A 26,021-nucleotide genomic window follows, 5' to 3' on the forward strand; every position below is an offset into this window, starting at 1 on the left:
CGTGCCGCGCCGCGCGCGACGCCTGCCGTGCGACGCGGCACCGCTCCTGACATCGTGCTGCCGCGCATCGCGCGCCAGCCAGAAAACTTCCTGGAGACGAGGTGAATCATGTGCGGAATCGTCGGAGCAAGCGGCCTGAACAATCAGGTGCCGCAACTGGTCAATGCACTGAGCCGGCTCGAATATCGCGGCTACGATTCGTGCGGCATCGCCGTTCAGGGCGACGGCCGCCTGCGCAGCGAACGCACGCTGCGACGCGTGACGGACCTGCAGGACCGTGTGCTGACGCTCGGCCTCGAAGCGCAGACCTGCATCGCGCATACGCGCTGGGCGACACATGGCGCGCCGTCTGAAATGAACGCGCATCCGATCATGTCGGGCGACACGATCGCCGTCGTGCACAACGGGATCATCGAGAACCACGACACGCTGCGCGCCGAACTGAAGCAACTCGGCTATACGTTTCGCGGGCAGACCGACACCGAGGTCATCGCGCACCTGATCCACAGCCTCTATCGCGACGACCTGTTCGACGCGGTGGTGCGCGCGGTCAAACGGCTGCACGGCGCGTACGCGATCGCGGTGCTCGGCGCGCGCGAGCCGCAGCGCCTCGTCGCCGCGCGCGCCGGCTCGCCGCTCGTGATCGGCATCGGCGCCGAGCAGAACTACCTCGCGTCCGACTGCGCGGCGCTCGGCGACCTGACCGACCGCTTCGTGTACCTGGAGGACGGCGACGTCGCGCTGATCACGCCGGATCGCATCGCCGTGGTCGATGCGGGCGGGCAGGAAGCACGGCGCCCGTTGTGCGAAGTGAAGGCGCGCGCGGACGATGCCGCGCTCGGCCCGTACCAGCACTTCATGCAGAAGGAAATCTTCGAGCAACCGAAGGCGATCGACAGCACGCTCGACGGCATCGACACGATCTCGCCGGCGCTGTTCGACGCGACGGAAGGCACGCGCGGGCTGCTGTCGCGAGTCAGAAGCGTGCTGCTGCTCGGCTGCGGCACCAGCTACTACGCGGGCCTCACGGCGAAGTACTGGCTCGAAAGCATCGCGGGCGTGCCGGCCCAGGTCGAGATCGCCAGCGAATACCGCTACCGCGACACGGTGGCCGATCCGCGCACGCTTGTCGTCGGCATCTCGCAGTCGGGCGAAACGGCCGACACCATCGGCGCGATCGAGCAGGCGCGCACGATGGGCCAGGATTTGTCGATGGCGATCTGCAACGTCGCGACCAGCACGATCGCGCGCAACGCGCCACTGCGGTTCCTGACGCGGGCCGGCGCCGAACTCGGCGTCGCGTCGACCAAGGCGTTCACCACGCAGCTCGTCGCGCTGTTCTTGCTGACGCTGACGCTCGCGCAACTACGCGGCCGGCTCGATGCCGCGCAAGTCGCGACGCACCTGAAGCAGTTGCGCGCGCTGCCCGGGCGCATCGGCCACGCGCTCGCGCTGGAAACGCAGATCATGGGCTGGGCCACGAAGTTCGCGCGCACCGAGAACGCGCTGTTCCTCGGCCGCGGCATCCATTTCCCGATCGCACTGGAAGGCGCCCTGAAGCTGAAGGAAGTGTCGTACATCCACGCGGAAGGCTATGCGGCCGGCGAGCTGAAGCACGGGCCGCTCGCGCTCGTCACGAGCGCGATGCCGGTCGTCACGATCGCGCCGGACGACCGCCTGTTCCAGAAGCTGAAGTCCAACATGGCCGAGGTGCGTGCACGCGGCGGCCGGCTTTACGTGCTGGCCGGCAGTCAGCTCGAGATCGACGCCGACCGCGACACGCACCTGATCCGCGTGCGCGAATCGGGCGACCTGCTGTCGCCGATCGTCAACGTGATTCCGTTGCAACTGCTCGCGTATCACGTCGGCTGCGCGCGCGGCGCCGACGTCGACAAGCCGCGCAACCTCGCGAAATCGGTAACCGTCGAATGATGCGGCGAACGCGCCCGGTACAGGCCGTCGTGCGGCTGGCCGCAATTGCCCTTTGCGGCGCGGGCGGCATCGGCACGGCGTCGCCGCCGGCCTTCGCCGGCGCGCCGGTCGTGCATACGGTCACGGTGTCGACCGCCCCGTCGCCGCAGGACAGCGGCGACCCGCGGCGCTTCATGCACGGAATCGGCGTGGCCGACGCCGGCGACGGCAAACGCTGGGTGTTCTTCAGCAGCTCGGGCATCGTGCCGCGCGGCGCGCGGCGCGGCGGCAACTGGCCGCATGACGTGTACGTCGGCGAATGGCTGCCCGGCGGGACGCGCGTGCTGCACGTGCGCACGTTCATCAGCCGCCCCGAGGCGCAGGAACCCGTGTCGATCGCGCAGAACGCGCGCGGCGACATCTTCGTCACGTTCGAGGACGGCTGGAACGCGCCGCAGGAAGTCAGCCAGCGCTACGGCGTCTACCGCCGCGACCTGAAACCGGTCAAGCCCTACCCGAACGACGTCGAATCGGGCGGCCATTCGGGGCATGTCGCGACGGCCGGCGACCGCTTCGTCGTGTTCTATTCGGCCGACTGGGTCAACGGCGGCGGGGTCGACAACCTCGGCAGCGGCAACGGTGTCTACCTGAAAACCTACGATGCGGCGGGGCGCGTACTGAACCATGTCGCGGTCGCGCCGCGCCGCCGCGAGTGGTGGCCCGTGATCGCGGGCTCGCCGCGCAACGCGCTGCTCGTGTGGCAGAAGTTCATCGAAGGCAGCACGGACGCGACGCTCGAATACGCGATGTTCGACCCCGTCACCGCGAAGCTGGAAAAACTCGGATCGCTGAACGACGCGATCCAGTACTACGTGTATTCGGCCGCCTATGTGCCGGAGATCGACCGTTTCATCGTCGTCACGACGACGGCGGACGATCGCGGCGTCGCGATGCTGATCGCGCCGGACGGCCGCCGCACGGCGACGCTCGATTGCCTGCCGGCGTCGGTGCGCGAATCAGACCTCGGTGTCGCCGGCACGCACGCGTATGTGCCGACCCGCGACGGGCGGCTGCTGACGCTCGCGCTTGCGCCGGCGGATATCGCGGTGAGCGGCGTGCAGCGTTCGCCGATTCCGTGGGGCTCGACCGGCATCGCCGGTTTCCCGGCGCGCGGCACGGCGATGCATTTCGTGTCGCTGACGCCGTCGGGACTGCGTGAAGCCGATTTCGAACCGGCGCAACGCACACCCATGCCGAAGAGCGAAGCGGCTTGTTCGAGTCATTGACGACGATGGCCGGTCACGCAATGTCGTGAACGCGGGTAGACCGCATATCGCCACCGTGAGCGTTTGTCCTCCGCGGTCCGAACCGCTATGACGACACCTCGCCCACTCGGCGCCCCGTTGGTCGAGCCCTGCCGCGGGCCGGTCCGGTCATGACGGCCATGCCCTTGCGCGCCGAATTCGCCAGCGCCGCCCGTACCGGATAGACTGTCGCCCGATTCCTTCCATCGACCGCGGCGGCCCGCCTGCCGCCGCCGGAACGCCCCTTCCCGGAGAACGAATGCTGAAGCGCCAGTGGTTTTCGCTCGTGCTGCTGACCGTCTGCCTGCTCGGGCAACGCGCGTCGGCTCAGTCCACGCTCGAACTCGACACCGACGGCACGGCCCGCGCCCTCACCCGCCAGGCGCTGCTCGCGCGTCCGGACGCGACCGACATCCACGTGCCGCGCGACATCGCATACGGCCGGCCGATGACGTTCCGCGCGGTGCCGTTCGCCGCGCTGCTCGGCGACACGCCGCTGCCGGCCGACGGCGTGCTCGAAACGCGCGCGGCCGACGGTTTCGCCGCGCAATTGCCGCTCGATCTCGTGCGCCGCCGCGCGCCGGCCGGCGCGGTCCCGTGGCTCGCGATCGAGGATCCGGCCCATCCGTGGCCGAAGCTGCCCGGCAAGCAGGTCGGCGCGGGGCCGTTCTATCTCGTCTGGCTCGGGCCGGACGCGCCGTCGGTGCGCGGCGAGCAGTGGCCGTACCAGATCGTGCGCATCACGATCGAATCGTCGCCGCTCGCGCGCTGGCCGTCGCTCGCGGTCGATGCCGCGTTGCCCGCGAACGATCCGGCCCGCGCGGGCCAGCGGCTGTTCGTCACGCAATGTCTCGCGTGTCATCGCATCGACGGCGCGGGCAGCAGCCGCGCCGGCCCCGACCTGAACACGCCGATGAATCCGGTCGACTATTTCCAGCCCGCCGCGCTGCGCCGCTACATCCGCAACCCGGCGTCGGTACGCGACTGGCCGGGCCGCAGCATGCCGGCGTTTCCGCCCGAACAGTTGAGCGACCGCGAACTCGACCAGATCGTCGCGTATCTCGCGTATATGGCGCGGCGCAAGGCGGGGAAGTAACGCGAGCGCTCCGCAGCCCGGCCGCACGCGTCGCGCTTACGCTTCCTGCGCACTCTGCAACACCGCGCGCAACAGCACGTCGGCGCCCGCCGTCGCCCATTCCGGCGTAATCGCTTCCGCCTCGTTGTGGCTCAGCCCGTCCACACACGGCACGAAGATCATCCCGGTCGGCGCGACACGCGCGACATAGCACGCGTCGTGTCCCGCACCGGACACGATGTCCATGTGCGACAACCCGAGCGCGCGGGCCGCGTCGCGCACCGTGTCGATACAGCGTGGCGCGAACGGCACCGGCGCATACGTGAAAATCTGCTCGATCCGCGCGCCGAGGCCGGTTTCGTCGGCCACGCGCGCGAGCTCCGCGCGCAGCGCCGCGTCCAGTTCGTCGAGGACCGCATCGTCGGGATGCCGGAATTCCACCGTGAAAAAACAGCCGCCCGGCACCGTATTGCGCGAATTCGGCCGCGCCTCGATCATCCCGACCGTTGCGCGCGCATCCGGTGCGTAACGGCGGCCGAGCTCGTCGACGAACGAGATCATCCGCGCGGCGCCCACCAGCGCGTCGCGACGAAACTCCATTGGCGTCGTACCGGCGTGCGCATCGACCCCGGTCAGCGTCACCTCGTACCAGCGCTGCCCCTGCCCGGCCGTCACGACGCCGATCGTCTTGCCGGCCCGTTCGAGAATCGCGCCCTGCTCGATATGCAGTTCGTACGCGGCGTGCACCGGATAGCCGCCGACCGGCTCCGCACCCGCGTAGCCGATCCGTTCGAGCTCCTCGCCGATCGTCCGGCCCGCGCCGTCGGTGCGCGACAGCCCGTATTCGAGCGTGTAGACGCCCGAGAACACGCCGGCCGATACCATCGCCGGCGCGAAGCGCGAGCCTTCCTCGTTGGTCCAGATCACGACGTCGATCGGGCGTTCGGTCTCGATGCCCGCATCGTTCAGCGCGCGCACGACTTCGAGCCCGCCGAGCACGCCGTAGATGCCGTCGTAGCGGCCGCCGGTCGGCTGCGAATCGGCGTGCGAGCCCGTCATCACGGGTGCGGCGCCCGGATTGCGGCCCGCGCGGCGCGCGAACACGTTGCCCATCCGATCGACGCGCACCGTGCAGCCGGCGTCGCGCGCCCACTGCACGAACAGGTCGCGCGACTCACGGTCGAGATCGGTCAGCGCGAGACGGCAGACGCCGCCCTTCGGCGTCGCACCGTTCTGCGCCATCCGTTCGAGCGACGCCCACAGACGGTCGCCGTCGACGCGCGGCATGGTCACGGTAGCGTCATGCATCGCCGTGCTCCGGCGCGCGTTGCAGCGCATAGCGGAAATCGCAGCGCTTGCCGCCCTGCATGATCGTGCTCGTGCGCGTGAGCGCGATGTCCGGCGCATAGCCCTGGATGAAATAGCTGTCGCGCGCGCAGCTCAGCAGGTGCCCGATCTCGCCAAGCCCCATCGCGTGATACATCTCGGCGTAGCTGCAGCGATGCACGTCGTAGTCGTAGTGCGCGTCGTCCGCGCGCCGCACCTCGACGTCGAGCGCATCGTCCTTCTCCCACAGCACCTGCAGCGCGATGAACGACTTCACGCTCGGGCCGTCCGGCTCCTGCGCGGCGAACGTACGGCCCGCATCGACGGCCGCGCCGCGCACGGCTTCGGCGATCACGGCCTGCGCGCGCTCGGCGCCGAACTCGCGCTTCATGATCTCGTAGATCGGCTTGATGATTTCCGCTTCGATGCGGCGCCGCGCGAGAATCCCGAGGCGTGTGTCCTCGGGTGCGGCGGCGGATGTCGGGTTCGCTTCGGTCATGGGGATCGTCCTGGTCGTTTTATCGTTACTTGACGGCGGTACGCGAGCCGCCGAGCACGTCGACGACGGCCCACTTGCCGCCGCGCACCTGGTAGATCGTGAAGGCCGGGTCCTTCAGGTTGCCTTCGGCGTCGAATGCGATGCGCCCCGTCACGCCGGGCCGGTCGATCGCGCGAACGGCCGCGACGAGCTTCGCCGGCTGGGTCGTGCCGGCCTTCTGCGCGGCCGCGATCAGCGTGGCGGCCGCGTCGTACGCGAACGGCGCATGCAGTTCGATCGGCGCGTGATAGCGCGCCTGGTATTGCGCATCGAACGTCTTGCCGCCCGGCATCCGGTCGAGCGGCAGGCCCGGCTCGAGCGCCGTCACGCCGTCGCCGTCCTTGCCGGCGAGCGACAGGAAGGTCTGGCTCACGAAGCCGCCCGCGCCGAGCAGCGGCGCGTTCACGCCGAGCTGGCGCATCCGGCGCGCGATCGGCGCGGCCTGCGCGTCGAGGCCGCCGAAGAACACGAGATCCGCGCGCTTGCCCTTGATCGCGGTCAGCACGCCGCTGAAATCGGTGGTCTTGTCGTTCACGTACTGGCGATCGACGATCGTGCCGCCGTTCGCCTGCACGCCCTGGATGAACTGGTCGGCCAGCCCCGCGCCGAACGACGTGCGATCGTCGATCACCGCGATGCGCGTGGCCTTCAGCGTCTTCACCGCGTACGCACCGGTGAAGCGGCCGCCCGCATCGTCGTGACCCATGATGCGCAACGCCGTCGCGTAGCCCTGCTGCGTGTATTGATGGCCGGTGGAGGCCGGCGCGATCTGCGGAATGCCCGCATCGCGGTACACGCGCGACGCCGGCACGCTGCAGCCCGTGTTCCAGTGACCGACGACGCCGATCACGTGCTGGTCGACGAGTTGCTGCGCGACCGCGACGGCCGTGCGCGGATCGGACTGGTCGTCGGCCGCGACGAGCTTGTAGACGACCGGCTTGCCGCCGATGGTTGGATGCTTGGCGTTCGCGTCGTCGATCGCGAGTTGCGCGCCGTTCTGCAGATCCTTGCCGATCCGCGCGGACGGGCCGGTGAGCGGCGCGGCGAGGCCGATCAGGACCGTCTGCGGAGCGGACTGCGCGAACGCGGGAACGGCGGCGACGAGGGCGGCCGCGGAGAAGGCGAGACTGGCGGAGAGGAAAGCGATTTTCATGTGTGAGGGATCGGTGAATCGAATCATAAACATGAAAAATATTAAATATTCAACCACCAAACCCCAAATACCCAATTGTTGGATGCTTATACCATTCCCGACACATTACTGTATACCCATGTAAATACAGCATATTTTTGTGTTGTCGCTTACCCTGATTTTTCGATAAAATTCGATACATGAAAAATATCGAACAATTGCCGCACGATCCGCCGCTGCGCGCGGTGCGTGCGTTCGAAGCGTTCGCGCGTCTGGGCTCCGTCACCGCGGCGGCGGGCGAACTCGACATCACGCCGTCGGCGGTCAGCCATCAGCTGCAACTGCTCGAAGCGTTCATCCAGACGCCGCTGACGGTGCGCGAAGGCCGGCTGCTCGCGCTCACCGACGAGGGGCGCGACTACTACCGGTCGATCAGCGCGGCCTTCTCGGTGCTGCGCAGCGCGACGCGCTTCGTGCGCGACCGTTCGTCGCTGCGCCAGATCACCGTCAGCCTGATTCCGCTGCTCGGCATCGGCTGGTTCATTCCCCGGCTGCATGCGTTCCTGGCCGACAACACCGATGTCGACGTCACGGTGCTGTACGCGCATCACCGCAACTACCGAAGCGATGCATCGGACCTGTCGATCCGCTTCGGCACCGGCGACTGGCCCGGCTACCGCTGCGAGCGGCTGCTGCCGGGCGCGATGGTGCCGATGTGCAGCCCGTCGTTCCTGAAGCGTCACGGGCCGTTCCGCACGCCGGCCGATCTCGCGCGCGCGCCGCTCGTGCACGACGAGGATCGCAGCACGTGGGTCAACTGGCTGCAGGGCGCCGGCGTGCGGCACGTGTCGCATGCGGTGGGGCCGATGTTCGAGGACGGCCAGCTCACGCTGAGCGCGGCGCGCGCCGACCTCGGCGCCGCGCTGCTGCGCGCGCCGCTGGTCCAGCGCGAACTGGCGAACGGCGAACTCGTGCAACTGTTCGATCACGCGCTCGACGACGGGCGCGACTACTACCTGTGCACGCGCGAGGACGCGGACATGCCGGACGGGGCGCGGCGGCTGGCGGAATGGTTGAGGAAGATGGCGGGGATTTGAGCGGGGGCTCCTTGCAGCGTCGTCCTGCCGGGGCCTTGCATACTTTTAAGTCTGCATATATGATATGCATATCATATATCGGAGGTTACCATGGGTCGGATTCTGGTCGATCTGACGGATGGCCAACTAGACGCGTTGGCCGTCATCGTCGAGACTCAACACCGTCCCCGCGCCGCCATCATTCGTGACGCGATCGACGCCTACATTGCCCTGAACAAGCCCCGGCTTGCCGACGACGTCTTCGGTCTCTGGAAAGATCGCACGATCGATGGGCTCGCCTATCAAGAGGAATTGCGCTCGGAATGGTAAAAGCCCTTTTCGACACCAACATCCTGATCGATTATCTGGGCGGCGTGGAATCCGCCCGTGCGGAGTTAGGCCGCTACGACTATCGCGCAATCAGCATGATCACGTGGATGGAAGTCCTCGTCGGGGCGTCCGCAAGGGACGAGGCACCCATCCGTGCATGGCTCTCGTCGTTCGACGTCATCGCACTCGACAGCACGGTTGCAAATCGCGCGGTGACGATTCGCAAGGACCGCCGGATACGCCTGCCCGACGCGATCGTGTGGGCATCGGCGCAAGTGAACGGTCTGCTGCTCGTATCGCGCAACACGAAGGACTTTCCCGCCTCCGAACCCGGCGTTCGCGTGCCGTATCAGATCTAAGCCGGCGTACGCCCAGCGCATACGCCTTCCCAGCACGTCCCCCGACCCCGCCTCATGCCGAGCGGGCGCCCGCATCAACGCCCTCCCCTCCCCACCCAATCAAGGGCCGGAAGCAGATAGAAAATCCCGATGCCCCGGATTGAAACAAGCAATTTCACAAACACAGGGTGAACCCGGATACTGGCAACACTCCACTCACCACTGACGAAAAGGAATTACCCAGATGCCGATCATCAACACCCAAATCAAGCCGTTCAAGGCAACCGCTTACCACAACGGCGAATTCGTGCCCGTCTCGGAAGAGAACTTCAAGGGCAAATGGTCCGTCGTCGTGTTCTACCCGGCCGACTTCACGTTCGTCTGCCCGACCGAGCTGGGCGACCTCGCCGACCGTTACGCGGAATTCCAGAAGCTGGGTGTCGAAATCTACGGCGTGTCGACCGACACGCACTTCACGCACAAGGCATGGCACGACACGTCGGACACGATCGCCAAGATCAAGTACCCGCTGGTCGGCGACCCGACGCTCACGCTGTCGCGCAACTTCGACGTGCTGATCGAGGAAGAAGGGATGGCGCTGCGTGGCACGTTCGTGATCAACCCGGAAGGCGAGATCAAGCTGTGCGAAATCCACGACAACGGCATCGGCCGCGACGCAGGCGAACTGCTGCGCAAGGTGCAAGCCGCGCAATACATCGCGGCGCACCCGGGTGAAGTGTGCCCGGCCAAGTGGACGCCGGGTGCGGAAACGCTGACCCCGTCGCTCGACCTGATCGGCAAGATCTGACGATCGCTCCGCGCGCCTCGCCCGAGGCGCGCGACGGCGGGCACTGCATCGCGCGGCCCGCCCTCTCCTCCGGCACGACGTGCCCGACCAGCATAATCAATACGGAATCCGAAACGCCATGCTCGACGCCAATCTCAAGAATCAACTGAAAGCGTACCTCGAAAAGATCACGCGCCCGATCGAACTCGTCGCCTCGCTCGACGACAGCGCGAAATCGCAGGAACTGCTGGCGCTGCTGAACGAGATTGCGTCGCTGACGGATCGCGTGACCGTGACCGAACGCCGCGACGACGCCGAGCGCAAGCCGTCGTTCTCGATCGGCGAACCCGGCAAGCCGGCCGGCATCCGCTTCGCCGGCATCCCGATGGGCCATGAATTCACGTCGCTCGTGCTCGCGTTGCTGCAAACGGGCGGCCATCCGATCAAGCTCGACGACGACGTGATCGAACAGATTCGCGCGCTCGACGGCGACTACGCATTCGAAACGTATTTCTCGCTGTCGTGCCAGAACTGCCCGGAAGTCGTGCAGGCGCTGAACGTGATGTCGCTGATCAACCCGCGTATCCGCCACGTCGCGATCGACGGCGCGCTGTTCCAGGATGAAGTCGAGTCGCGCCAGATCATGGCCGTGCCGACGATGTTCCTGAACGGTGCGTCGTTCGGCCAGGGCCGCAGCAGCGTGAAGGAAATCCTCGCGAAGCTCGATACGGGCGCCGGCGAACGCGCGGCGAAGTCGCTCGAGAACAAGCCGGTGTTCGACACGCTGATCGTCGGCGGCGGCCCCGCGGGCGCCGCCGCGGCGATCTACTCGGCACGCAAGGGCATCGTGACGGGTGTGGTCGCCGAGCGTTTCGGCGGCCAGGTGCTCGACACGATGGCGATCGAGAACTTCGTGTCGGTGCAGGAAACCGAAGGGCCGAAGTTTGCGACCGCGCTCGAACAGCACGTGAAGCAGTACGACGTCGACATCATGGACGTGCAGCGCGCCGACGCGCTGATTCCGGGCGACGTGCATCAGATCCGTCTCGCGAACGGCGCGGTGCTGAAGGCGAAGACGATCATCCTCGCGACCGGCGCACGCTGGCGCGAAATCAACGTGCCGGGCGAGCGCGAATACCGCAACCGCGGGGTCGCGTACTGCCCGCACTGCGACGGCCCGCTGTTCAAGGGCAAGCGTGTCGCGGTGGTCGGCGGCGGCAACTCGGGCGTCGAGGCGGCGATCGACCTCGCCGGCATCGTGAAGGAAGTCACGCTGATCGAATTCGGCGCGCAGCTGCGCGCGGACGAAGTACTGCAACGCAAGCTGCGCAGCCTGCCGAACGTGACGATCGTCACGCAGGCGCAGACGACCGAGCTGACCGGCGACGGCAGCAAGCTGAACGGCCTCGTCTACAAGGATCTGCGCTCGGGCGACATGCAGCGCATCGATCTCGAAGGCGTATTCGTGCAGATCGGCCTCGTGCCGAACACCGAATGGCTGAAAGGCACGGTCGAGCTGTCGAAGCACGGCGAGATCGTCGTCGATGCGCGCGGCGCGACGTCGGTGCCGGGCGTGTTCGCGGCCGGCGACGTGACGACGGTGCCGTTCAAGCAGATCGTGATCGCGGTCGGCGAAGGCGCGAAGGCGTCGCTCGGCGCGTTCGACCACCTGATCCGGCAGGATGTGGCGGCGCCCGTCGCAACCGCGCAGCCGAAGGCCGAAGAAGCGGTCGCCGCCTGACGCACGTCGGCCCGACGACATCAAGGTTTGTCTCTCTTGGCCCCGCATGCCTTGGTCGGCGTGCGGGGCCCTTTTTATGCCGAAAACGCGCGCGGTTACTTGGTTGCGGCCGAGCCGCCGTCCGCCGGCGCAGGCGCCGTCGCCTTGAAACTGCTCGACTGCCTGACCAGTTGCTCGGTCATCGCGGCGGCCACCGGATTCGCGCCGGAGGACGAACCGCCCTGCCGGTACGAACCGGTGCTCGCCGACATCGACTGCATCGATGACGTCGACGGCGGCGGCAGCGACGGATCGAGCTTCGCCGATTCCCTGACGAGCGCGGCCGTCTCCGGCGTTTCGGATTTCGTCGCGGCCGGCCGCGCGGCGGCCGCATGGCGTTCGAGGCCGTCGCGCTTGCGCGGCGCGCGCTGCGTGACCTGCGCGGGTGCGGCCGACTGCGCCGACTGAGCGGGCTTGGCGGCCGGTGCGGGAGCCGGCGTGGGGGTCGAATCCTGCGCATCGACCGTCACGACGTTGACTTTCGGCGGCGGTGCGGCCGGCTTCGTCACCGGTTGCGGCCTGTCGCTGACGACCGGAATCGCCGGAACCGGCGCGGGCGCGGCGCCGACGCGCGCGGTTGCAGCCGGCGCGGGTGTGGGTTCGGGAGGCGACGGGGCGGCAGCCGCCTGCTTCGGCGCCGTCGCGGCAGCCGGTGCGGGCGGCGCGATCGCGCCCTGCGCCGCGTGATCGTTGCCCGCGGGCGCCGACGCAACGGGTGCGGCCGCGTCGCCGATGCCGGCGTCTTCGATCGCACGGTGGTCCGCGCGCAGCAGCATCACGTACGCGGTGCCGGCCGCGGCGACCAGGAGCCCGCCGGCGATCATCATGGTCTTACGGGTACTCGTCATGCTTGCTCACCGATCATATCCACGTGAACAAGCCATCATACGCGGCCAGCGTCCGTTGATCCCGGACGAATACATTTGGTTGCATTGATCGCGGCCGAGGCCGTCGGCGCCCTGCCGTACGCCCTATCGTCAGACGGAAGAAACGCCCGCCGTCGCCCGTCAGATGCAGAAAATCGCGACCGCGATCCCGCCGAACAGCAGCCACTTGACGATGTAGTACACGGTGCGATTCCACGCCTTCAAGCGCTTGCCGGCACGGCGAATCGCATACAGGTACCTGAACGCGCGATTGAGCCCGCCCGTGCGATCGCCGGTTTCGTTCGGCGATGCGGCCGCGCGCATCAGCAGTTGCCCGAACGCATCGTTGATGCGCTGCGCCCAACGGTATTTCATCGGGCGATCGATGTCGCAGAACAGGATCACGCGATCGTGCGCGGTGCGGTTTTCGGCCCAGTGCAGGTACGTCTCGTCGAACATCACGGCCTCGCCGTCGCGCCATGCATACGATTCGCCGTCGACGACGATCCGGCACGCGTCGTCGTTCGGCGTATCGAGCCCGAGGTGGTAGCGCAGCGAGCCCGCATACGGATCGCGATGCAGCCCGAGCTTCCCGCCCGGCGGCAACTGCGCGAACATCGCCGCCTTGATCGACGGAATCCGCGACAGGATCTCGACCGAACGCGGACACAATGCCTGCGCGGACGGATGCGGCGCGTCATACCACTTCAGGTAGAAACGCTTCCAGCCGTGGCGAAAGAACGAATTGAAACCGATGTCGTTGTACTCGCCCGACGCCTTGATCCGGCTCGCGTCGCGCAACGCGAGCGCTTCGCTGCGAAACGTGCGCCATTCGCGCTGCAGCACCGCGAGCTCCGGAAAGTGCCGCGTATCGAGAAACGGCGTGGTCGGCACCGACGAGAACGCATACGAAAAGCAGTTCAGCGGTGCGGTAAAGGTCGAGTGGTCGGATAGTTGCCTGAACAACCGGTGCCGAACCTTGCCGCGCCGATGCGTGTACACGACACACGCAATGAACACGATCAACAGGACCCAGCGCATCGATATTTCCCCCGTAAGCTATTTGCCGAAATTCTAGGGAGGGGAAAAATTTCCTGCTCTGACGGGTAGGTCGTGCTGTGTACGCCTTACAACACGCCGAAGTCGCGAAACGATTCGTGCCGAAACGCCGAAAAGCCCGCGCGTACGTGCTTTTCGGGCCATCCGGACGCGCGTGCGGCATGCTGCTGCCGCTCGCGCCGGCAGCGATTATTCCGGAAACGGCAAATCAGTTTGTCCGTCCGCGCGCATATCGAACGTGTTGAGCGTCATCGCGACGAGCGCGTAATAGCCGAGCAGCGCGACGAGGTTCACCACGGTCTCGTGGCCGAAGCGGGCCTGCGCACGCGCGAACGTCGCATCGCTCACACGGCGCGTGTCGTACAGCTCGGTGGCGAATGCGTGGATCAGCGCGTCGTCGTCCGATTCGAATGCGGGCGCGACGCCGAGCCGGATCGCGTCGGCCGTCGCGGCCGGCACGCCGGCCTCGAGCGCGATCGGATGATGGATGTGCCACTCGGCCTGCGAGCGCCAGCGCGCGGCCGTCACGAGAATCGCGAGCTCCGACAGCCGCAGCGGCAACCCCGTGCGGTAGCGGCAGAACGCGCCGAGCTTCTGCGCGTGCTGGGCCAGCTCGGGGCTCGCGATCCAGCCAAGGAACGGCCCGTTCAGGTTGCCGCGCGGGCCGCTGAGGATATCGGCGAGCACGGCCTTCTGTTCGACGGTGGCCGACGCGGGATCGAAAGGAGGCAGTCTGTCTGTCATGATGAGAATGCAGTGGGGTCGGGGTTCACGCGGCGGCCGATGCGAGCGCCGCGCCGATCGCGCCGGACAGCCGCTCGACGATCGTATCGATCTGCTGCGCGGTGCAAACGAACGGCGGCGCGATGAGGATGTGATCGCCATGCACGCCGTCGATCGTGCCGCCCATCGGATACACCATCAAGCCGCGCTGCATCGCCTCCCGCTTGACTGCCGCGTGCAGCTTCAACGCAGGATCGAACGCCGCCTTGGTGTCGCGATCGCGCACGAGCTCGACGCCGACGAACAGCCCGCGGCCGCGCACGTCGCCGACATGCGGATGCGCACCGTAATGCGCGCGCAACGACGCACGCAACTGCTCGCCGCGCGCCTTCACGTTGTCAAGCAGCTTCTCCTCGGCGATCACGCGCTGCACTTCGAGCGCGGCCGCGCAGGCGGTCGCGTGGCCGATGTACGTGTGACCGTGCTGGAAGAAGCCCGAGCCGTCGACGATCGTCCGGTAAATACGATCGCTCACCAGCGTCGCACCGATCGGCTGGTAGCCTGCGCCGAGCCCTTTCGCGATCGTCAGCAGATCGGGCGCGACCCCGTCCTCGTCGCATGCATACAGGTAACCCGTGCGCCCCATCCCCGACATGATCTCGTCGAGGATCAGCAGCACGCCGTACTTGTCGCACACCGCGCGAATCTTTTTCAGGTAGGTTCGCACCGGCGGCACCGCGCCGGCCGTCGCGCCGACCACCGTTTCCGCGACGAACGCCGCGACGTTTTCCGCGCCGAGCTCGACGATCTTCCGTTCGAGCTCGTCCGCGAGGCGCTGCGCGTACGCTTCCTCCGTTTCACCGGCCTGCTGATCGCGGTACGCATAGCACGGGCTCACGTGGTGCGCGTCGATCAGCAGCGGCAGGAACGGCTCGCGCCGCCATGCATTGCCGCCGATCGCGAGTGCGCCGAGCGTGTTGCCGTGATAGCTCTGGCGCCGGGCGATGAAATGACGGCGCCGCGGCTCGCCCTTCTCGACGAAGTACTGGCGCGCGAGCTTCAGCGCGGCCTCGATCGCCTCGGAGCCGCCCGACACGAAATACACGTGGTCGAGCCCGGCCGGCGCGCCGTCGACGAGCCGGTCGGCCAGTTCCTCGGCCACGTCGGTCGTGAAGAACGACGTATGCGCGTAAGGCAATTGCTGCGCCTGCCGCTTGATCGCGTCGATCACGCGCGGGTTGCTGTGGCCGAGACACGAGACGGCCGCGCCGCCGCACGCATCGATATAGCGTTTGCCGGTCGAATCGACGATCTCGATGCCGTCCCCGGCGACGGCGACGGGCAAGGTGGCGCGCGGGGCGCGATGGAAAACGGTCGTCATGCGTGGCCTCATGGATCAGGATGCGCTGGGCGCGTGCGCGGACGGCACGATGCGCGTCGCGAAGCGCTGCGTGCCGTGTTGATGGACGGTGAAATCGATCGCGGTGTCGTCAATCTCGAACACCGCGGTCGCGAGCGTGTTCTCGTCGTCGCGATCGGTCGGACCGTCGCGGTAGATCGGCAGCCCTTCCGGTGCACGATCGCCGAGCACGCGCAGCAGCGCGGCTTCGTCGATCGCGTCGGCGACGAACGGATGGCCGCGCCAGCCGCGCACGGCCTGCCATGCACGGCTCTGCCGCATGTACGCGTCGAATACCGGCCGGGCAAGCTCGCCGAGGCGCACGCCGATGTCGAACGGCGTGCCGGCGATGACGGGCGAAAGGGAAAGCGGCATGTCGTGCAAAAGAGTCCACTCCGGTGACAGGTAGCGTGCGCCGGGTTGGCGCGCCCCGTCAAACGATGCCGGGACGCACGTCGTCACGATCGCGCAACACGCGATGACGAATTAGACAATCACACAACATATGTTGTCAATACCTGGGTACGGACAACACCGGATGCAGCCGCGCTCGCTGCCCCGTCACGCCGCGACCCCGCTCGCCTGATGCGACACGAGCCGCGCATACGCGCCCTGCCGCGCCATCAGCTCCGCATGGCGGCCAGCCTCGATCACGGCGCCCTGCTCCATCACGAGGATCAGGTCGGCATGACGCACGGTCGACAGCCGGTGCGCGATGATGATCGACGTGCGCTGCGTCATCAGGTCCTCCAGCGCCGCGCGGATCTGCTGCTCGCTGATCGTGTCCAGGTGCGACGTCGCCTCGTCGAGGATCAGCACCGGCGCATCCTTCAGGAACGCGCGCGCGATCGCCACACGCTGGCGCTGGCCGCCCGACAACTGCACGCCGCGCTCGCCGACGCGCGTCGCGAGCCCGTCCGGCAACCGCGCGACGAAATCGCCGAGCGCCGCGTGGTCGATCGCGCGCCGCACGTCCGCGTCGGACGCATCGTTCGCGGCGAGCCGGATGTTCGCGTCCAGCGTGTCGTTGAACAGATAGGTATCCTGCGCGACGAGCGCGATGTGCTGCCGCAGATCGTCGAGCCGCAGGTCGCGCAGGTCGACGCCGCCGAGCGTGACGCGGCCCTGCTGCGGATCCCAGAAGCGCAGCAGCAGGCTCGCGACGGTCGACTTGCCCGCACCCGATGCACCGACCAGCGCGACCGTGCTGCCGGGCGGCACCTCGAAGCTCACGCGGTCGATCGCGGGCACGCCGCGGCCCGGATACGTGAACGACACCGCGTCGAACCGTACCGCCGGATTCCCGGGCATCGCATGCGCGCCGTCCGTCACCGTCACGGGCTCCTTCTCCAGCGCGCGCAAGCGGCGCGTCGACGCGATCGTGTCGGCAAGCTGGCGCGCGACCTGACCGATTTCGGCCACCGGCATGAACGCGGCCACCGCGACGAGCACCAGCAGCGGCAACGACTCGTGCGGGAACCAGCCGCGTGCGCACAACCACGCGCCGAGCGCGGCGACCGCCAGCCCGCCGAGCCCGCTCGCGACTTCGAGCGCGGCGCTTTGCGTCGACAGATCGTCGAGCAGCTTCGCGCGCTGCCGACGATACGCATCGGCCTCGGCCACGAATGCGGCGCGCCGGCGTGCGATCGCCTGGAACGCGGTCAGTTCCGCGAGCCCCTGGATCGTTTCGGTCAGGTGCGCGCCGAGCCGGCCGAGCGCTTCGCGCGCGCCGGTGCCGAGCCGGTCGACGTCGCGGCGGGCGAGCACGGGCGCGAGCCCGGCCCACAGCAGGAACGGCAGCAGCACGAGCGCGAGCGGCCATGCGACCGACGCGAGCAGCACCAGCACGCCGGCCGGCACGAGCACCGCGACGAACGCGGGCGCGAGCGTATGCGCGTAGAAATATTCGACAGTCTCGACGTCCTGCGTCGCCAGCGACACGAGATCGCCGGAACGGCGACGCAGCAGCCCGGCCGGCGCGAGCCGCTCGAGCGTCGCGAACAATGCGATGCGCATTTCCGCGAGCAGCCGGTACGCCATGTCGTGCGCGAGCCACGATTCGAGCCAGTGCAGCACGGCCGCGACCGGCGCGATCACGAGCAGCGCGGCAACCAGCCCGGTGCCGACATGACCGGTCGGCACCGCGCCGACCACCCGCGCGCCGAGCACGCCGACGCCGATGAAGGCGAGCACGCGGCCGATCCCGAACAGCACGGTGAGCACCACCTTGCCCTTCCATGGACGCACGAAGCGCAGCAGCGTCCGCAACGTTTCCGGCCAGCCGATCGTCGCCGCGTCGTCGTTCAGCGGCCGCACCTGCGGGCCCGACGACCCGCGCGCGGTCGCGCCGGCCGGGGTCGCCGCGCCGACGGATTCGGCGACCGCTTCCAGTTGCGGCCCCATCAGGCGGCGATACGGGCCGTCGCGTGCGATCAGCGCCGCGTGCGTGCCTTCGTCGACGACCTGCCCCTGGTCGAGCACCAGGATGCGATCGGCGCCGATCACGCTGGACAGCCGGTGCGCGAGCACCAGCGTCGTGCGCCCGCGCGTGAGCCGGTCCAGCGCCTGCTGGATCAGCGCCTCGTTTTCCGCATCGACGGACGACAGCGCCTCATCGAGCAACAGGATCGGCGCATCGCGCAGCAGCGCGCGGGCAATCGCGATGCGCTGGCGCTGACCGCCCGACAACATGAGCCCGCGCTCGCCGATGCGCGTCGCGTAGCCATCGGGCAGCGCCGAGATGAAATCGTGCGCGTTGGCGGCGCGCGCGGCGGCGATCATCTCCGCGTCGCTCGCGTCGGGGCGGCCGAGCCGCAGGTTGTCGGCGACGCTGCCATCGAACAGCGTCGCATCCTGCGCGACGACCGCGATCATCTCGCGCACCTGATCGGCATCGAGCGTGCGCACGTCGTGGCCGCCGATCCGGACCGCGCCGCCCTGCGCATCGTGCTGGCGCAGCAGCAGGCGCACGATGGTCGACTTGCCGGCTCCGCTCGGCCCGACGATCGCGACCGTCTCGCCCGCGCGTACCGAGAAGCTCAGCGCCGCATGGGCCTCCGCGCGGCGCCCCGGATACGCGAAACTGACGTCGTCGAACGCGATCTCCGGCCGCAGGCCCGCTACGCGCGGCGCATCGACGCGAGGCGCGGCGCCGCCCGCGTCGAGCAGCGCGTGGATCGCATTCGCCGCCGACTGACCGATCATCCCCTGATGCAGCACCGCGCGCAGGTCGCGCAACGGGCGGAAGATCTCGCTGCCGGCCATCAGCACGATCAGCAGCGCTTCGAGGCTCATGTCGCCGTGCCGCACGCGCCATGCGCCCACCGCGATCGCCGCGGCCGCGCCGAGGCCGGTGCCGAGATCCGTGAAGAACCGTGTCAGCAGGCCGAGCGCGAGCACCCAGAACGTGCTGTCCGACAACGCGCGCGCCTTCGCGGCCAGCTTCGCGCCGAACGCGGTGCTCTGCCCGAACGCCTTCAGCGTCGGCAGGCCCTGCACCGCGTCGAGAAATTCCTCGCCGAACGCCTTGAACGCGGCCGAACGGGCGAGCGCCGCGCGTTTGTCGGCGCGATGCACGAGCTGCGGCAACGCGAGCGTGACGAGCGCCGCGAAGAGCAGGATCGCGGCCGTCGGCACGTCCCACCATGCGAGCACCGCGAAGATCATGAGCGGCGCGCACGCGGCGATCACGAGCTGCGGCAGGTAGACGCCGAAGAAGGTCTGCAACTGCTCGACGCCGTCGACGACGGCGAGCATCACGCCGCCCGTGCGTTCGCCGCTGAACCAGGCGGGGCCGAGCGCGGCGATCCGGTCGAACAGCCGCGCGCGCAGCGTCGCCTGCACGCGGCCCGCCGTATGCTGCGCGAGCACCGTGCGGCGATGATCGAGCCATGCGCGCAGCAGCACGCAGGCCGCCGTTGCAACGACGGCTTCGCCGATGCCGCGCGCCGGCGCGCCGGAAAACACCAGCGCCAGCACGCGGCCGAGAAACACGAAGCGGAGGATGCCGACACCCATCGCGAGCAGCCCGAGCGCGACGGCCGCCGCCACCCGCCAGCGCAGTCCCGCCATCATCGCCCATAGTCGTCGGTCGAAATACATGAAGCCCTCCGGTCGGTGTTTGGTTGCGTTCTGGTTGACCGGATCGAGGCTACCCGCGCCGCCCGCGCGCGGCAAAAGATGATTTTTCAACGGGTGTTGAGTCAACTACAATACCCCGCATGTCGCACCTTCCTCCCCTCAGCGCACTGCGTGCTTTCGAGGCGGCCGTCCGCCTCGGCGGGTTCGCGCGCGCGGCGGTCGAGCTGAACGTGTCGACCAGCGCGGTCAGCCACCAGATCCGTTCGCTCGAGGAATCGCTCGGCGCGCGGCTGCTCGAACGCAGCACGGGGCTCGGCGGCATCGGTCTCACGCCGGCCGGTGCACGCCTGCTGCCGGCCGTCAGCGATGCGCTGTCGCGTCTCACCGACGCGTGCAGCGAGATTCGCGGTGCCGCGCAACGGCTCACCGTGTCCGCCAACGCACCGTTTTCGTCGATGTGGCTCGCGCGCCGGCTGGCGGAATTCTCGTCGCTTCATCCCGACACCCCGCTGCACGCGGTCGTGCTCGACGACGAGCCGGATTTCGCGCGCAGCAGCGTCGATCTGGCGATCGTGCACGTACCGGCGCACCGGCTGCGGGCCGACGACGACGTGCTAATGCGGGAAACCGTGTTTCCGGTCTGCAGCCCCGAGCTGTTTCCGTACGCGTCGGGGCACGTATGCCGCTCGCGGCTGCTGCAGGAAATGCACGAGGACAGCCCCGAGATCGACTGGCGCAACTGGGCCGTGCAGTTCGGCTTGCCGGACGACTTCGAGACGAAGATCGTCCGTTACAGCAGTTTCAGCCAGGTGATCGGCGCGGCCGTCGGCGGCGCGGGCATCGCGCTCGGCCGCGTGCCGCTGATCGAGCCCGAGCTGCGCAGCGGGCGTCTGGTGCCGCTGGTGCCGGGCCTCGCGCGCGACGCGTCGTGGCGCTTCGTGCTGCGCCGCCACCCGGCGACGCGGCACCGGCTGCTCGATCCGTTGATCGCATTCCTGCGCAGCGAAGCGGACGCGCCGCCGTTCGTCTCGAAGATCGTTGCGCCCGCATCCAACGACAGTCACGCACGGGGCGCGGGCGGGGCCTGACGGGCCGCATGCAACGCCGGCAGCGCGTTTGCGTATGACCGGCCGCTTACGGCGTCGCGAAGAACAGCGCGACGACGCACGCCATCCCGCCGAACCACACGAGCGAACGCAGCGACGCCCAGTTCAACAGGTACATCAGCGCATACACGATGCGGATCGCGACGAACGCGATCGCGAGCTGGTCGACGCGATGGACGTTCGCGCCGTTGTGCCACGCCACGACCAGCGCGACCGCGAACAGCGCGAGCGCTTCCCATGAATTCTGATGCGCGGCCTGCGCGCGGGCGCGCCAGCCTTCGAGCTTCGCGAGGTAATCGCGCGGCGTACGGTTGTCGTAACCCTTGCGGGCCTTGGCGAGAAACGTCATCGGGAACGGCAACAGCGCCACGATGAACAGGCACAGCTGGGACGTCGTCATCCAAGTCTCCTCCGTTATGATTACATTGGTCAATGACAAGATCGCCGAGAGCTTAGCATTGCACCGTGCCGTTCGCGCACCGGTTTTCTAGACGGGAGACTCGGCCGCCCAGGCCGAAGTGGGCAGTGCGCGGCGAGCCCCAGCACCCGAATTTCCACCAAATCATCGACAAATACGTTAATTAAAACTGGTCTAACACCAATAAGATAGCGCTCAACACTGGCTGGGCGCGCGATCGCGCCGGCCTGCCGTTTCACTCCGCGCCCCGTGCGCCGAACGACATCCGACCCGAGCCCTTGCCATGCCCCGTCCCATCGTCGCCCATATCCGCCCCGACGCCGTCCGCCACAACCTCGACTTCATCCGCCGCACCGCCGCGCAATCGCGCGTGTGGGCCGTGATCAAGGCCAACGCGTATGGCCACGGCATCGAGCGGATCTACCCGGGCCTCGCGGCCGCCGACGGCATCGCGCTGCTCGATCTGGACGAAGCCGTGCGCGTGCGCGAGCTCGGCTGGGACAAGCCCGTGCTGCTGCTCGAAGGGATCTTCGAGCCCGCCGACGTCGAGCTGGCCGATCACCATCGGCTGACGGTCGCCGTGCACTGCGACGAACAGCTCGACCTGCTGATCGCCGCGAAGCCGCGGCAGCCGATCGACATCCAGCTCAAGATGAATTCCGGCATGAACCGGCTCGGCTATCGGCCGGCCGCGTTCCGCGCCGCGTGGGAACGCGCGGCGAGCGCGCCGTCGATCGGCAAGATCACGCTGATGATGCATTTCGCGAACGCCGACGAAGGCGAAGTCGACTGGCAGCTCGACCAGTTCGACGCGACCACGGCCGGGATTCCGGGCGAGCGCTCGGTGTCGAATTCGGCGGCCGTGCTGTGGCACCCGCGCGCGCACCGCGACTGGGTGCGCCCCGGCACGATTCTGTACGGCGCTTCGCCGACGGGCGCCTCGCGGCATATCGCCGACACGCCGCTGACGGCCGCGATGACGCTGACGAGCCGGATCATCGGCGTGCAGACGCTGGCGCCGGAGGAAACCGTCGGCTACGGCCGCCGCTTCACGGCCGATCGGGCGATGCGGATCGGCGTCGTCGCGTGCGGCTACGCGGACGGCTATCCGCGCCATGCCCCGACCGGCACGCCGATCGCGGTGGACGGCGTGATGACGCGCGTCGTCGGCCGCGCATCGATGGACATGCTGACCGTCGACCTGACGCCGTGCCCGAACGCGGGCATCGGCTCGAGCGTCGAGCTGTGGGGCGACCAGGTGAAGGTGGATGACGTCGCGCAAGCCAGCGGCACGATCGGCTACGAGCTGATGTGCGCGCTCGCGCGCCGCGTGCCGGTCGTGATCGTGCCGCCCGGGGCGACGAGCGTGCAGCCGGCGCTACGGACCGGCAGCTACGGACGCTGACGGGCCGGCGGTGCTGCGGTGCTGCGATGCGTGACAGCGTCGCCGCACGTGCCGTGCCGCGTGCTGGCCGGCCGCCTCACGCGGCCCGTCAGCTCTGCGGCGAACCGCCCACGCGCACCGGCGACGACACGGTACGTCGTTGCGCGTTGCGCAACGCCGGGCGCCGACGCGCGCTCTGTCCGCTTCCGTCAACGCATCACGAACGCCACGTCGGCTTGCGCTTCTCGAGAAACGCGTCGATGCCCTCGCCCGCATCCTCTTCCATCATGTTGCGCGCCATCACGTCGCCCGCGTACGCATACGCTTCGTCGAGCGGCAGCTCGCGCTGACGATAGAACATCTGCTTGCCATATCGCACCGCGGCCGGGCTCTTCGCGACGATCTCCGCGACCTTGCGCGCGACGGCCGCATCGAGCGCGTCCTCGGGCACGGCTTCGTTGACGAGCCCCCACGCGGCGGCCGTCGCCGCATCGACGAAGCGGCCGGTCACCAGCATGTCGAACGCGCGCTTGGCCGCGACGTTGCGGCTCAACGCGACGGCCGGCGTCGAGCAGAACAGCCCGACGTTGATGCCCGACACCGCGAAGCGCGCGGTATCGGCCGCGATCGCGAGATCGCACGCGGCGACGAGCTGGCAGCCGGCCGCCGTCGCGATGCCGTGCACGCGCGCGATCACCGGCACCGGCAATGCGCGCATCGCGAGCATCACGCGGCTGCACTGCGCGAACAGCGTGCGGTAGTAGTCGAGTTCGGGCTTGCCGCGCATCTGCCGCAAGTCGTGGCCCGCGCAGAATGCGTTGCCTTCGGCGGCCAGCACGACGCAGCGCACGTGCGGATCGGCGGCAAGCGTATCGAACGCATCGTGCAGGGCCGAAAGCATCGCTTCGGACAACGCGTTGAACTGCTGCGGGCGATTCAGGCGCAGCGTGACGACGCCGTCGCGCGCGTCGCGCAGCAGGACCGGCCCGGCTGTCTCGTGAATGGGTTCCATGGTGTTCCGCTCGACGGGGTTCGGCAGGGTTGAGGGGCGATGCGAACGAGCGGCCATCGCGCCCGCCCGCTCGCGGCATATCGGGGAAATGGTCCTCCACATTCGGCACGACGTCCAGCCGCGCCGCCGCATGCGCATGCACGCCGGCCCGTCGGCCACCGCGCGACGTGCGATGCCGCTCGCCCGTCAACGGCGCCGTTGCGCGCCGTGCTTCCGCGCCGACGCCGAGCCTGAACTGGTGCGCCTGATGGAGCGGCGATGCAATCATTTCACCGTGTGGCTCGTCGCCCATGCCGATCTCTACAAGACCGCATGTACGGGCGGTGATCGAAGCCGTCGCCGACGAATTCGCGACGGCGGCGGCGGGCCCGGTCGTGGGCCGATAGCGGACCGCCAGGGCCGGTGCGTCAGCGCGGCTGATACGCGCCGTCCGCCGCGGACCAGCGAAACGTCCGGCGCCATTTGCCGCCGCGCTCGCGCAACTGCAGGTCGCGGAAGCCATCCGTCGACGTCGACAGCACGCTCAGCGTATTGCTGCCTTCGGTGATGTCGTGATCGCGCGTGCCGTTGCGATGCCAATCGCCTGCGATATCCCGGTAGAACATCATCGGCTGCGCGAACACGACGCGCAGCGTCTTGCCGTCGATCCGGAACAGGTACAACGCCTCGAACGACGCACCGCCGCCGGAATAACCGATCGACCAGCCCGCCCGCACCCCGAACGCGGCATCGCCCGCCCGCAGCGCATACGGCGCGAGATCGAACCGCGACCACCGCTCGGGACGTAGCACGCGATCACCCGACGGCTTCGCCTCCTCGAGGTAGTCGGGACTGTCGAGATTCGTGTTGCTCCAGTCGGTGGCCTGGTCGAGCGGCTGTTCGGTTCGCGCGACGAGGCGCGGCACGCCGTCCGGGCCGCGCTCGAACACGCCCAGCCAGACCAGTTCCTTCTGGTCATCGGCCTCGGCGTGGCGCTCGAAGCCCTCGCAATCGGTGGGTGCACGGAATCGCAGCGCCTCGCGCGCCGACTCGTCGGTCGGCGCCACGCAAACGATCGCGACGAACGCGCCGGGACGCTGCGGCCACGGTTTCGCGCCGGCCAGCACGACACGCGCAAGCGGCTGGCCCGGCGCAAGCTGCGCCACCAGCCCCTCCTTCGTGAAGCCGGGCGGCAAGTGAACGCCGAAACCGTCCGCTTCCGGCGCGCCGCTCATGTCGCGCGCATACGCGGCGCGGGCGTCAGGCGAATCGAATTTCCCGGGCACCTGATCGAGCGAATGCGCGGTGCCCGCCGCGTGCGCGGCGCAGCCCGCGAACGCGGCGCCGATCGCGACGAGCCACGGCATCAAGCGGATTGTCATGCCGGAATGTCCTGTGAAGTGTTTCAGTGCGCGGCGGGCGGGCGCACCCGGTTGCGCCCGCTGCGCCACGCGCGCACGCCCGACCACAACTGACCGACGCCGACGGCGAAAAAGACCGCGCCCATCGCGCCGATTGTCAGCACGCCGCCCCAGATCGCGCCGAACGTATTGAGCCGCGCCGTCATCCTCGGCGCGTCCGGCGCATAGCGCACCTCGACCGTCGCGTCGTCCTGCACGCTGACCTCGCCGCCCTGCGCATATTCGACCTGCTCGCCCGCGAGCGTCGTGAACGCGATCTCCGGATGATGCTGGCCTGCGTTCAGCTTGACAACGCGCCCGGGTACGACGACCGACGCGCGCAGGAATTCACGCGTCGACTGCGCATGCAACGTGACGCCGATCAGCACGCACGTGCCCACGACGGTAAAAACGACGCCCTTCGCGATCAGCGTCTCCGTGTGCCGCACAGCGGGTCGCACGTATTCGGATGCCATCGGTTTCGTTCCGTTCCTGATGTTCGTCAATGCCGGGCGTGGCGGCGCATGATGCGCCGCCACGCCGCCCTCGGCATCCGGCAGGATACGGACATCCCGGCGCGCTGTAAATTGCGCGCGCAACCGTTCGACGGCCCGCTGGCGCGTCAGCCCGCGAGCTTCTTCAGCGCGTCGAGCACCGCATCGCCCTTGAACGGCTTCACGATCCAGCCCTTCACGCCGGCGGCCTTGCCGCGCGCCTTCATCGCCGGGCTGCTTTCGGTCGTCAGCATCACGACGTTGACCGCCGTGTTCGCCAGTTCGCCGCGAATCTTCTCGACCATCGTCAGGCCGTCCATGTTCGGCATGTTCACGTCGCTGATCACGAGGCGCACGCCGGGCGTCGCCTTGAGCTTCGCGAGCCCGTCCTTGCCATCGACGGCCGTCGCGACGTCGAGCCCGTGATCGCGCAGGAAGCCGGCCACTTCGTCGCGCACCGTGCCCGAATCGTCCACCACCAGAATCTTTGCCATGTCGTATTCC

24 protein-coding genes and 1 pseudogene are annotated in these 26,021 nt (G+C 68.4%); 11 read left to right on the plus strand and 14 right to left on the minus strand.

The genetic code is table 11. The annotated features are described in order from the left end of the window. Positions 1-108: 108 nt before the first annotated feature. The 3 genes from glmS to C5F75_RS24465 all read left to right on the plus strand — a co-directional run bounded on the left by glmS (position 109) and on the right by C5F75_RS24465 (position 4,311). Entirely contained in the window at positions 109-1,932 is a 1,824-nt protein-coding gene (gene glmS, locus C5F75_RS24455; protein ID WP_059582407.1) for a glutamine--fructose-6-phosphate transaminase (isomerizing), read from the plus strand. Next, on the plus strand, positions 1,929-3,197 hold the full coding sequence (locus C5F75_RS24460; RefSeq protein ID WP_059582410.1) for a hypothetical protein: 1,269 nt from the start codon (positions 1,929-1,931) through the stop codon (positions 3,195-3,197). The genes glmS and C5F75_RS24460 overlap by 4 nt, the downstream gene beginning before the upstream one ends. Before the next feature lie 277 nt (positions 3,198-3,474). Further along, a complete protein-coding gene (locus C5F75_RS24465; protein ID WP_059582412.1) occupies positions 3,475-4,311 on the plus strand; it encodes a c-type cytochrome in 837 nt (278 codons plus the stop codon). A gap of 36 nt (positions 4,312-4,347) precedes the next feature. Here the strand turns inward: C5F75_RS24465 and C5F75_RS24470 are convergent, their stop codons facing one another. The 3 genes from C5F75_RS24470 to C5F75_RS24480 are packed head-to-tail and all read right to left on the minus strand — an operon-like array spanning position 4,348 to position 7,307. Further along, positions 4,348-5,598: a Zn-dependent hydrolase gene (locus tag C5F75_RS24470; RefSeq protein WP_059583070.1), complete on the minus strand. Its 1,251-nt coding sequence runs from the start codon at positions 5,596-5,598 to the stop codon at positions 4,348-4,350. Further along, positions 5,591-6,115 carry an L-2-amino-thiazoline-4-carboxylic acid hydrolase gene (locus C5F75_RS24475; RefSeq protein ID WP_059582415.1) on the minus strand — a complete coding sequence of 175 codons (525 nt, stop codon included), beginning with the start codon at positions 6,113-6,115 and terminating at the stop codon, positions 5,591-5,593. Before C5F75_RS24475 ends, C5F75_RS24470 begins: the two co-directional genes overlap by 8 nt. Positions 6,116-6,140: 25 nt before the next feature. Then, complete coding sequence (locus C5F75_RS24480) at positions 6,141-7,307, minus strand: branched-chain amino acid ABC transporter substrate-binding protein (protein WP_059582418.1); 1,167 nt, start codon at positions 7,305-7,307, stop codon at positions 6,141-6,143. Positions 7,308-7,486: 179 nt separating this feature from the next. On the opposite strand from C5F75_RS24480, the gene C5F75_RS24485 reads away from it, so the two are divergent. The 5 genes from C5F75_RS24485 (at position 7,487) to ahpF (ending at position 11,558) form a co-directional block, all read left to right on the plus strand. After that, a complete protein-coding gene (locus C5F75_RS24485) occupies positions 7,487-8,383 on the plus strand; it encodes a LysR substrate-binding domain-containing protein (protein ID WP_059582420.1) in 897 nt (298 codons plus the stop codon). A gap of 90 nt (positions 8,384-8,473) precedes the next feature. Continuing rightward, positions 8,474-8,692 carry a hypothetical protein gene (locus tag C5F75_RS24490; RefSeq protein ID WP_059582422.1) on the plus strand — a complete coding sequence of 73 codons (219 nt, stop codon included), beginning with the start codon at positions 8,474-8,476 and terminating at the stop codon, positions 8,690-8,692. Next, entirely contained in the window at positions 8,686-9,051 is a 366-nt protein-coding gene (locus C5F75_RS24495) for a type II toxin-antitoxin system VapC family toxin (protein ID WP_059582424.1), read from the plus strand. Before C5F75_RS24490 ends, C5F75_RS24495 begins: the two co-directional genes overlap by 7 nt. A gap of 223 nt (positions 9,052-9,274) precedes the next feature. Further along, entirely contained in the window at positions 9,275-9,838 is a 564-nt protein-coding gene (ahpC, locus tag C5F75_RS24500; protein ID WP_011547973.1) for an alkyl hydroperoxide reductase subunit C, read from the plus strand. 118 nt (positions 9,839-9,956) lie between these two features. Next, positions 9,957-11,558, plus strand: a complete 1,602-nt coding sequence (gene ahpF, locus C5F75_RS24505; protein ID WP_059582427.1) for an alkyl hydroperoxide reductase subunit F — start codon at positions 9,957-9,959, stop codon at positions 11,556-11,558. Between the two features lie 95 nt (positions 11,559-11,653). On the opposite strand, the gene C5F75_RS24510 is transcribed toward ahpF, so the two are convergent. From C5F75_RS24510 to C5F75_RS24535, 6 genes are all read right to left on the minus strand, one after another. Further along, positions 11,654-12,445 carry a hypothetical protein gene (locus tag C5F75_RS24510; protein ID WP_059582430.1) on the minus strand — a complete coding sequence of 264 codons (792 nt, stop codon included), beginning with the start codon at positions 12,443-12,445 and terminating at the stop codon, positions 11,654-11,656. Between the two features lie 159 nt (positions 12,446-12,604). Continuing rightward, positions 12,605-13,504: a lipid A hydroxylase LpxO gene (gene lpxO, locus C5F75_RS24515; protein WP_059582432.1), complete on the minus strand. Its 900-nt coding sequence runs from the start codon at positions 13,502-13,504 to the stop codon at positions 12,605-12,607. A gap of 207 nt (positions 13,505-13,711) precedes the next feature. Beyond that, entirely contained in the window at positions 13,712-14,266 is a 555-nt protein-coding gene (locus C5F75_RS24520) for a carboxymuconolactone decarboxylase family protein (RefSeq protein ID WP_059582435.1), read from the minus strand. Between the two features lie 25 nt (positions 14,267-14,291). Further along, positions 14,292-15,626 carry an aspartate aminotransferase family protein gene (locus C5F75_RS24525; RefSeq protein ID WP_059582437.1) on the minus strand — a complete coding sequence of 445 codons (1,335 nt, stop codon included), beginning with the start codon at positions 15,624-15,626 and terminating at the stop codon, positions 14,292-14,294. A gap of 15 nt (positions 15,627-15,641) precedes the next feature. Further along, entirely contained in the window at positions 15,642-16,019 is a 378-nt protein-coding gene (locus tag C5F75_RS24530) for a hypothetical protein (protein WP_059582440.1), read from the minus strand. Between the two features lie 186 nt (positions 16,020-16,205). Further along, the gene (locus C5F75_RS24535) at positions 16,206-19,745 is read right to left on the minus strand and encodes an ABC transporter ATP-binding protein/permease (RefSeq protein WP_059583073.1); all 3,540 of its coding nucleotides are present in this window, start codon (positions 19,743-19,745) and stop codon (positions 16,206-16,208) included. A 119-nt stretch (positions 19,746-19,864) separates the two neighbouring features. Between C5F75_RS24535 and C5F75_RS24540 the strand changes: the two genes are divergently transcribed. Further along, positions 19,865-20,812 carry a LysR family transcriptional regulator gene (locus C5F75_RS24540; RefSeq protein ID WP_059582443.1) on the plus strand — a complete coding sequence of 316 codons (948 nt, stop codon included), beginning with the start codon at positions 19,865-19,867 and terminating at the stop codon, positions 20,810-20,812. 46 nt (positions 20,813-20,858) lie between these two features. On the opposite strand, the gene C5F75_RS24545 is transcribed toward C5F75_RS24540, so the two are convergent. Beyond that, the gene (locus C5F75_RS24545; protein WP_059582445.1) at positions 20,859-21,230 is read right to left on the minus strand and encodes an MAPEG family protein; all 372 of its coding nucleotides are present in this window, start codon (positions 21,228-21,230) and stop codon (positions 20,859-20,861) included. A 301-nt stretch (positions 21,231-21,531) separates the two neighbouring features. Here C5F75_RS24545 and alr point away from each other — a divergent pair, with 301 nt between their 5' ends. Further along, positions 21,532-22,653: an alanine racemase gene (gene alr, locus C5F75_RS24555; RefSeq protein WP_059582448.1), complete on the plus strand. Its 1,122-nt coding sequence runs from the start codon at positions 21,532-21,534 to the stop codon at positions 22,651-22,653. Between the two features lie 196 nt (positions 22,654-22,849). Here the strand turns inward: alr and C5F75_RS24560 are convergent, their stop codons facing one another. After that, entirely contained in the window at positions 22,850-23,644 is a 795-nt protein-coding gene (locus C5F75_RS24560) for an enoyl-CoA hydratase (protein ID WP_059582451.1), read from the minus strand. A 205-nt stretch (positions 23,645-23,849) separates the two neighbouring features. On the opposite strand from C5F75_RS24560, the pseudogene C5F75_RS37535 reads away from it, so the two are divergent. Beyond that, a pseudogene (locus C5F75_RS37535) lies at positions 23,850-24,030 on the plus strand (LysR family transcriptional regulator); the annotation flags it as partial. A gap of 21 nt (positions 24,031-24,051) precedes the next feature. On the opposite strand, the gene C5F75_RS24570 reads toward C5F75_RS37535, so the two are convergent. The 3 genes from C5F75_RS24570 to C5F75_RS24580 all read right to left on the minus strand — a co-directional run bounded on the left by C5F75_RS24570 (position 24,052) and on the right by C5F75_RS24580 (position 26,011). Continuing rightward, complete coding sequence (locus C5F75_RS24570) at positions 24,052-25,005, minus strand: hypothetical protein (RefSeq protein WP_059582453.1); 954 nt, start codon at positions 25,003-25,005, stop codon at positions 24,052-24,054. 23 nt (positions 25,006-25,028) lie between these two features. Beyond that, complete coding sequence (locus C5F75_RS24575) at positions 25,029-25,499, minus strand: DUF3592 domain-containing protein (protein WP_059582456.1); 471 nt, start codon at positions 25,497-25,499, stop codon at positions 25,029-25,031. A gap of 146 nt (positions 25,500-25,645) precedes the next feature. Further along, positions 25,646-26,011, minus strand: a complete 366-nt coding sequence (locus C5F75_RS24580) for a response regulator (RefSeq protein WP_059583076.1) — start codon at positions 26,009-26,011, stop codon at positions 25,646-25,648. Between the last annotated feature and the right edge of the window lie 10 nt (positions 26,012-26,021).

Source organism: Burkholderia anthinoferrum, assembly GCF_002925705.1.
GTDB classification, from domain to species: domain Bacteria; phylum Pseudomonadota; class Gammaproteobacteria; order Burkholderiales; family Burkholderiaceae; genus Burkholderia; species Burkholderia semiarida.

Coding starts and splice junctions, on each gene's coding strand:
- glmS (WP_059582407.1), top strand. CDS start 109: ATGTGCGGAATCGTCGGAGCAAGCGGCCTGAACAATCAGGTGCCGCAA.
- C5F75_RS24460 (WP_059582410.1), top strand. CDS start 1,929: ATGATGCGGCGAACGCGCCCGGTACAGGCCGTCGTGCGGCTGGCCGCA.
- C5F75_RS24465 (WP_059582412.1), top strand. CDS start 3,475: ATGCTGAAGCGCCAGTGGTTTTCGCTCGTGCTGCTGACCGTCTGCCTG.
- C5F75_RS24470 (WP_059583070.1), bottom strand. CDS start 5,598: ATGCATGACGCTACCGTGACCATGCCGCGCGTCGACGGCGACCGTCTG.
- C5F75_RS24475 (WP_059582415.1), bottom strand. CDS start 6,115: ATGACCGAAGCGAACCCGACATCCGCCGCCGCACCCGAGGACACACGC.
- C5F75_RS24480 (WP_059582418.1), bottom strand. CDS start 7,307: ATGAAAATCGCTTTCCTCTCCGCCAGTCTCGCCTTCTCCGCGGCCGCC.
- C5F75_RS24485 (WP_059582420.1), top strand. CDS start 7,487: ATGAAAAATATCGAACAATTGCCGCACGATCCGCCGCTGCGCGCGGTG.
- C5F75_RS24490 (WP_059582422.1), top strand. CDS start 8,474: ATGGGTCGGATTCTGGTCGATCTGACGGATGGCCAACTAGACGCGTTG.
- C5F75_RS24495 (WP_059582424.1), top strand. CDS start 8,686: ATGGTAAAAGCCCTTTTCGACACCAACATCCTGATCGATTATCTGGGC.
- ahpC (WP_011547973.1), top strand. CDS start 9,275: ATGCCGATCATCAACACCCAAATCAAGCCGTTCAAGGCAACCGCTTAC.
- ahpF (WP_059582427.1), top strand. CDS start 9,957: ATGCTCGACGCCAATCTCAAGAATCAACTGAAAGCGTACCTCGAAAAG.
- C5F75_RS24510 (WP_059582430.1), bottom strand. CDS start 12,445: ATGACGAGTACCCGTAAGACCATGATGATCGCCGGCGGGCTCCTGGTC.
- lpxO (WP_059582432.1), bottom strand. CDS start 13,504: ATGCGCTGGGTCCTGTTGATCGTGTTCATTGCGTGTGTCGTGTACACG.
- C5F75_RS24520 (WP_059582435.1), bottom strand. CDS start 14,266: ATGACAGACAGACTGCCTCCTTTCGATCCCGCGTCGGCCACCGTCGAA.
- C5F75_RS24525 (WP_059582437.1), bottom strand. CDS start 15,626: ATGACGACCGTTTTCCATCGCGCCCCGCGCGCCACCTTGCCCGTCGCC.
- C5F75_RS24530 (WP_059582440.1), bottom strand. CDS start 16,019: ATGCCGCTTTCCCTTTCGCCCGTCATCGCCGGCACGCCGTTCGACATC.
- C5F75_RS24535 (WP_059583073.1), bottom strand. CDS start 19,745: ATGTATTTCGACCGACGACTATGGGCGATGATGGCGGGACTGCGCTGG.
- C5F75_RS24540 (WP_059582443.1), top strand. CDS start 19,865: ATGTCGCACCTTCCTCCCCTCAGCGCACTGCGTGCTTTCGAGGCGGCC.
- C5F75_RS24545 (WP_059582445.1), bottom strand. CDS start 21,230: ATGACGACGTCCCAGCTGTGCCTGTTCATCGTGGCGCTGTTGCCGTTC.
- alr (WP_059582448.1), top strand. CDS start 21,532: ATGCCCCGTCCCATCGTCGCCCATATCCGCCCCGACGCCGTCCGCCAC.
- C5F75_RS24560 (WP_059582451.1), bottom strand. CDS start 23,644: ATGGAACCCATTCACGAGACAGCCGGGCCGGTCCTGCTGCGCGACGCG.
- C5F75_RS24570 (WP_059582453.1), bottom strand. CDS start 25,005: ATGACAATCCGCTTGATGCCGTGGCTCGTCGCGATCGGCGCCGCGTTC.
- C5F75_RS24575 (WP_059582456.1), bottom strand. CDS start 25,499: ATGGCATCCGAATACGTGCGACCCGCTGTGCGGCACACGGAGACGCTG.
- C5F75_RS24580 (WP_059583076.1), bottom strand. CDS start 26,011: ATGGCAAAGATTCTGGTGGTGGACGATTCGGGCACGGTGCGCGACGAA.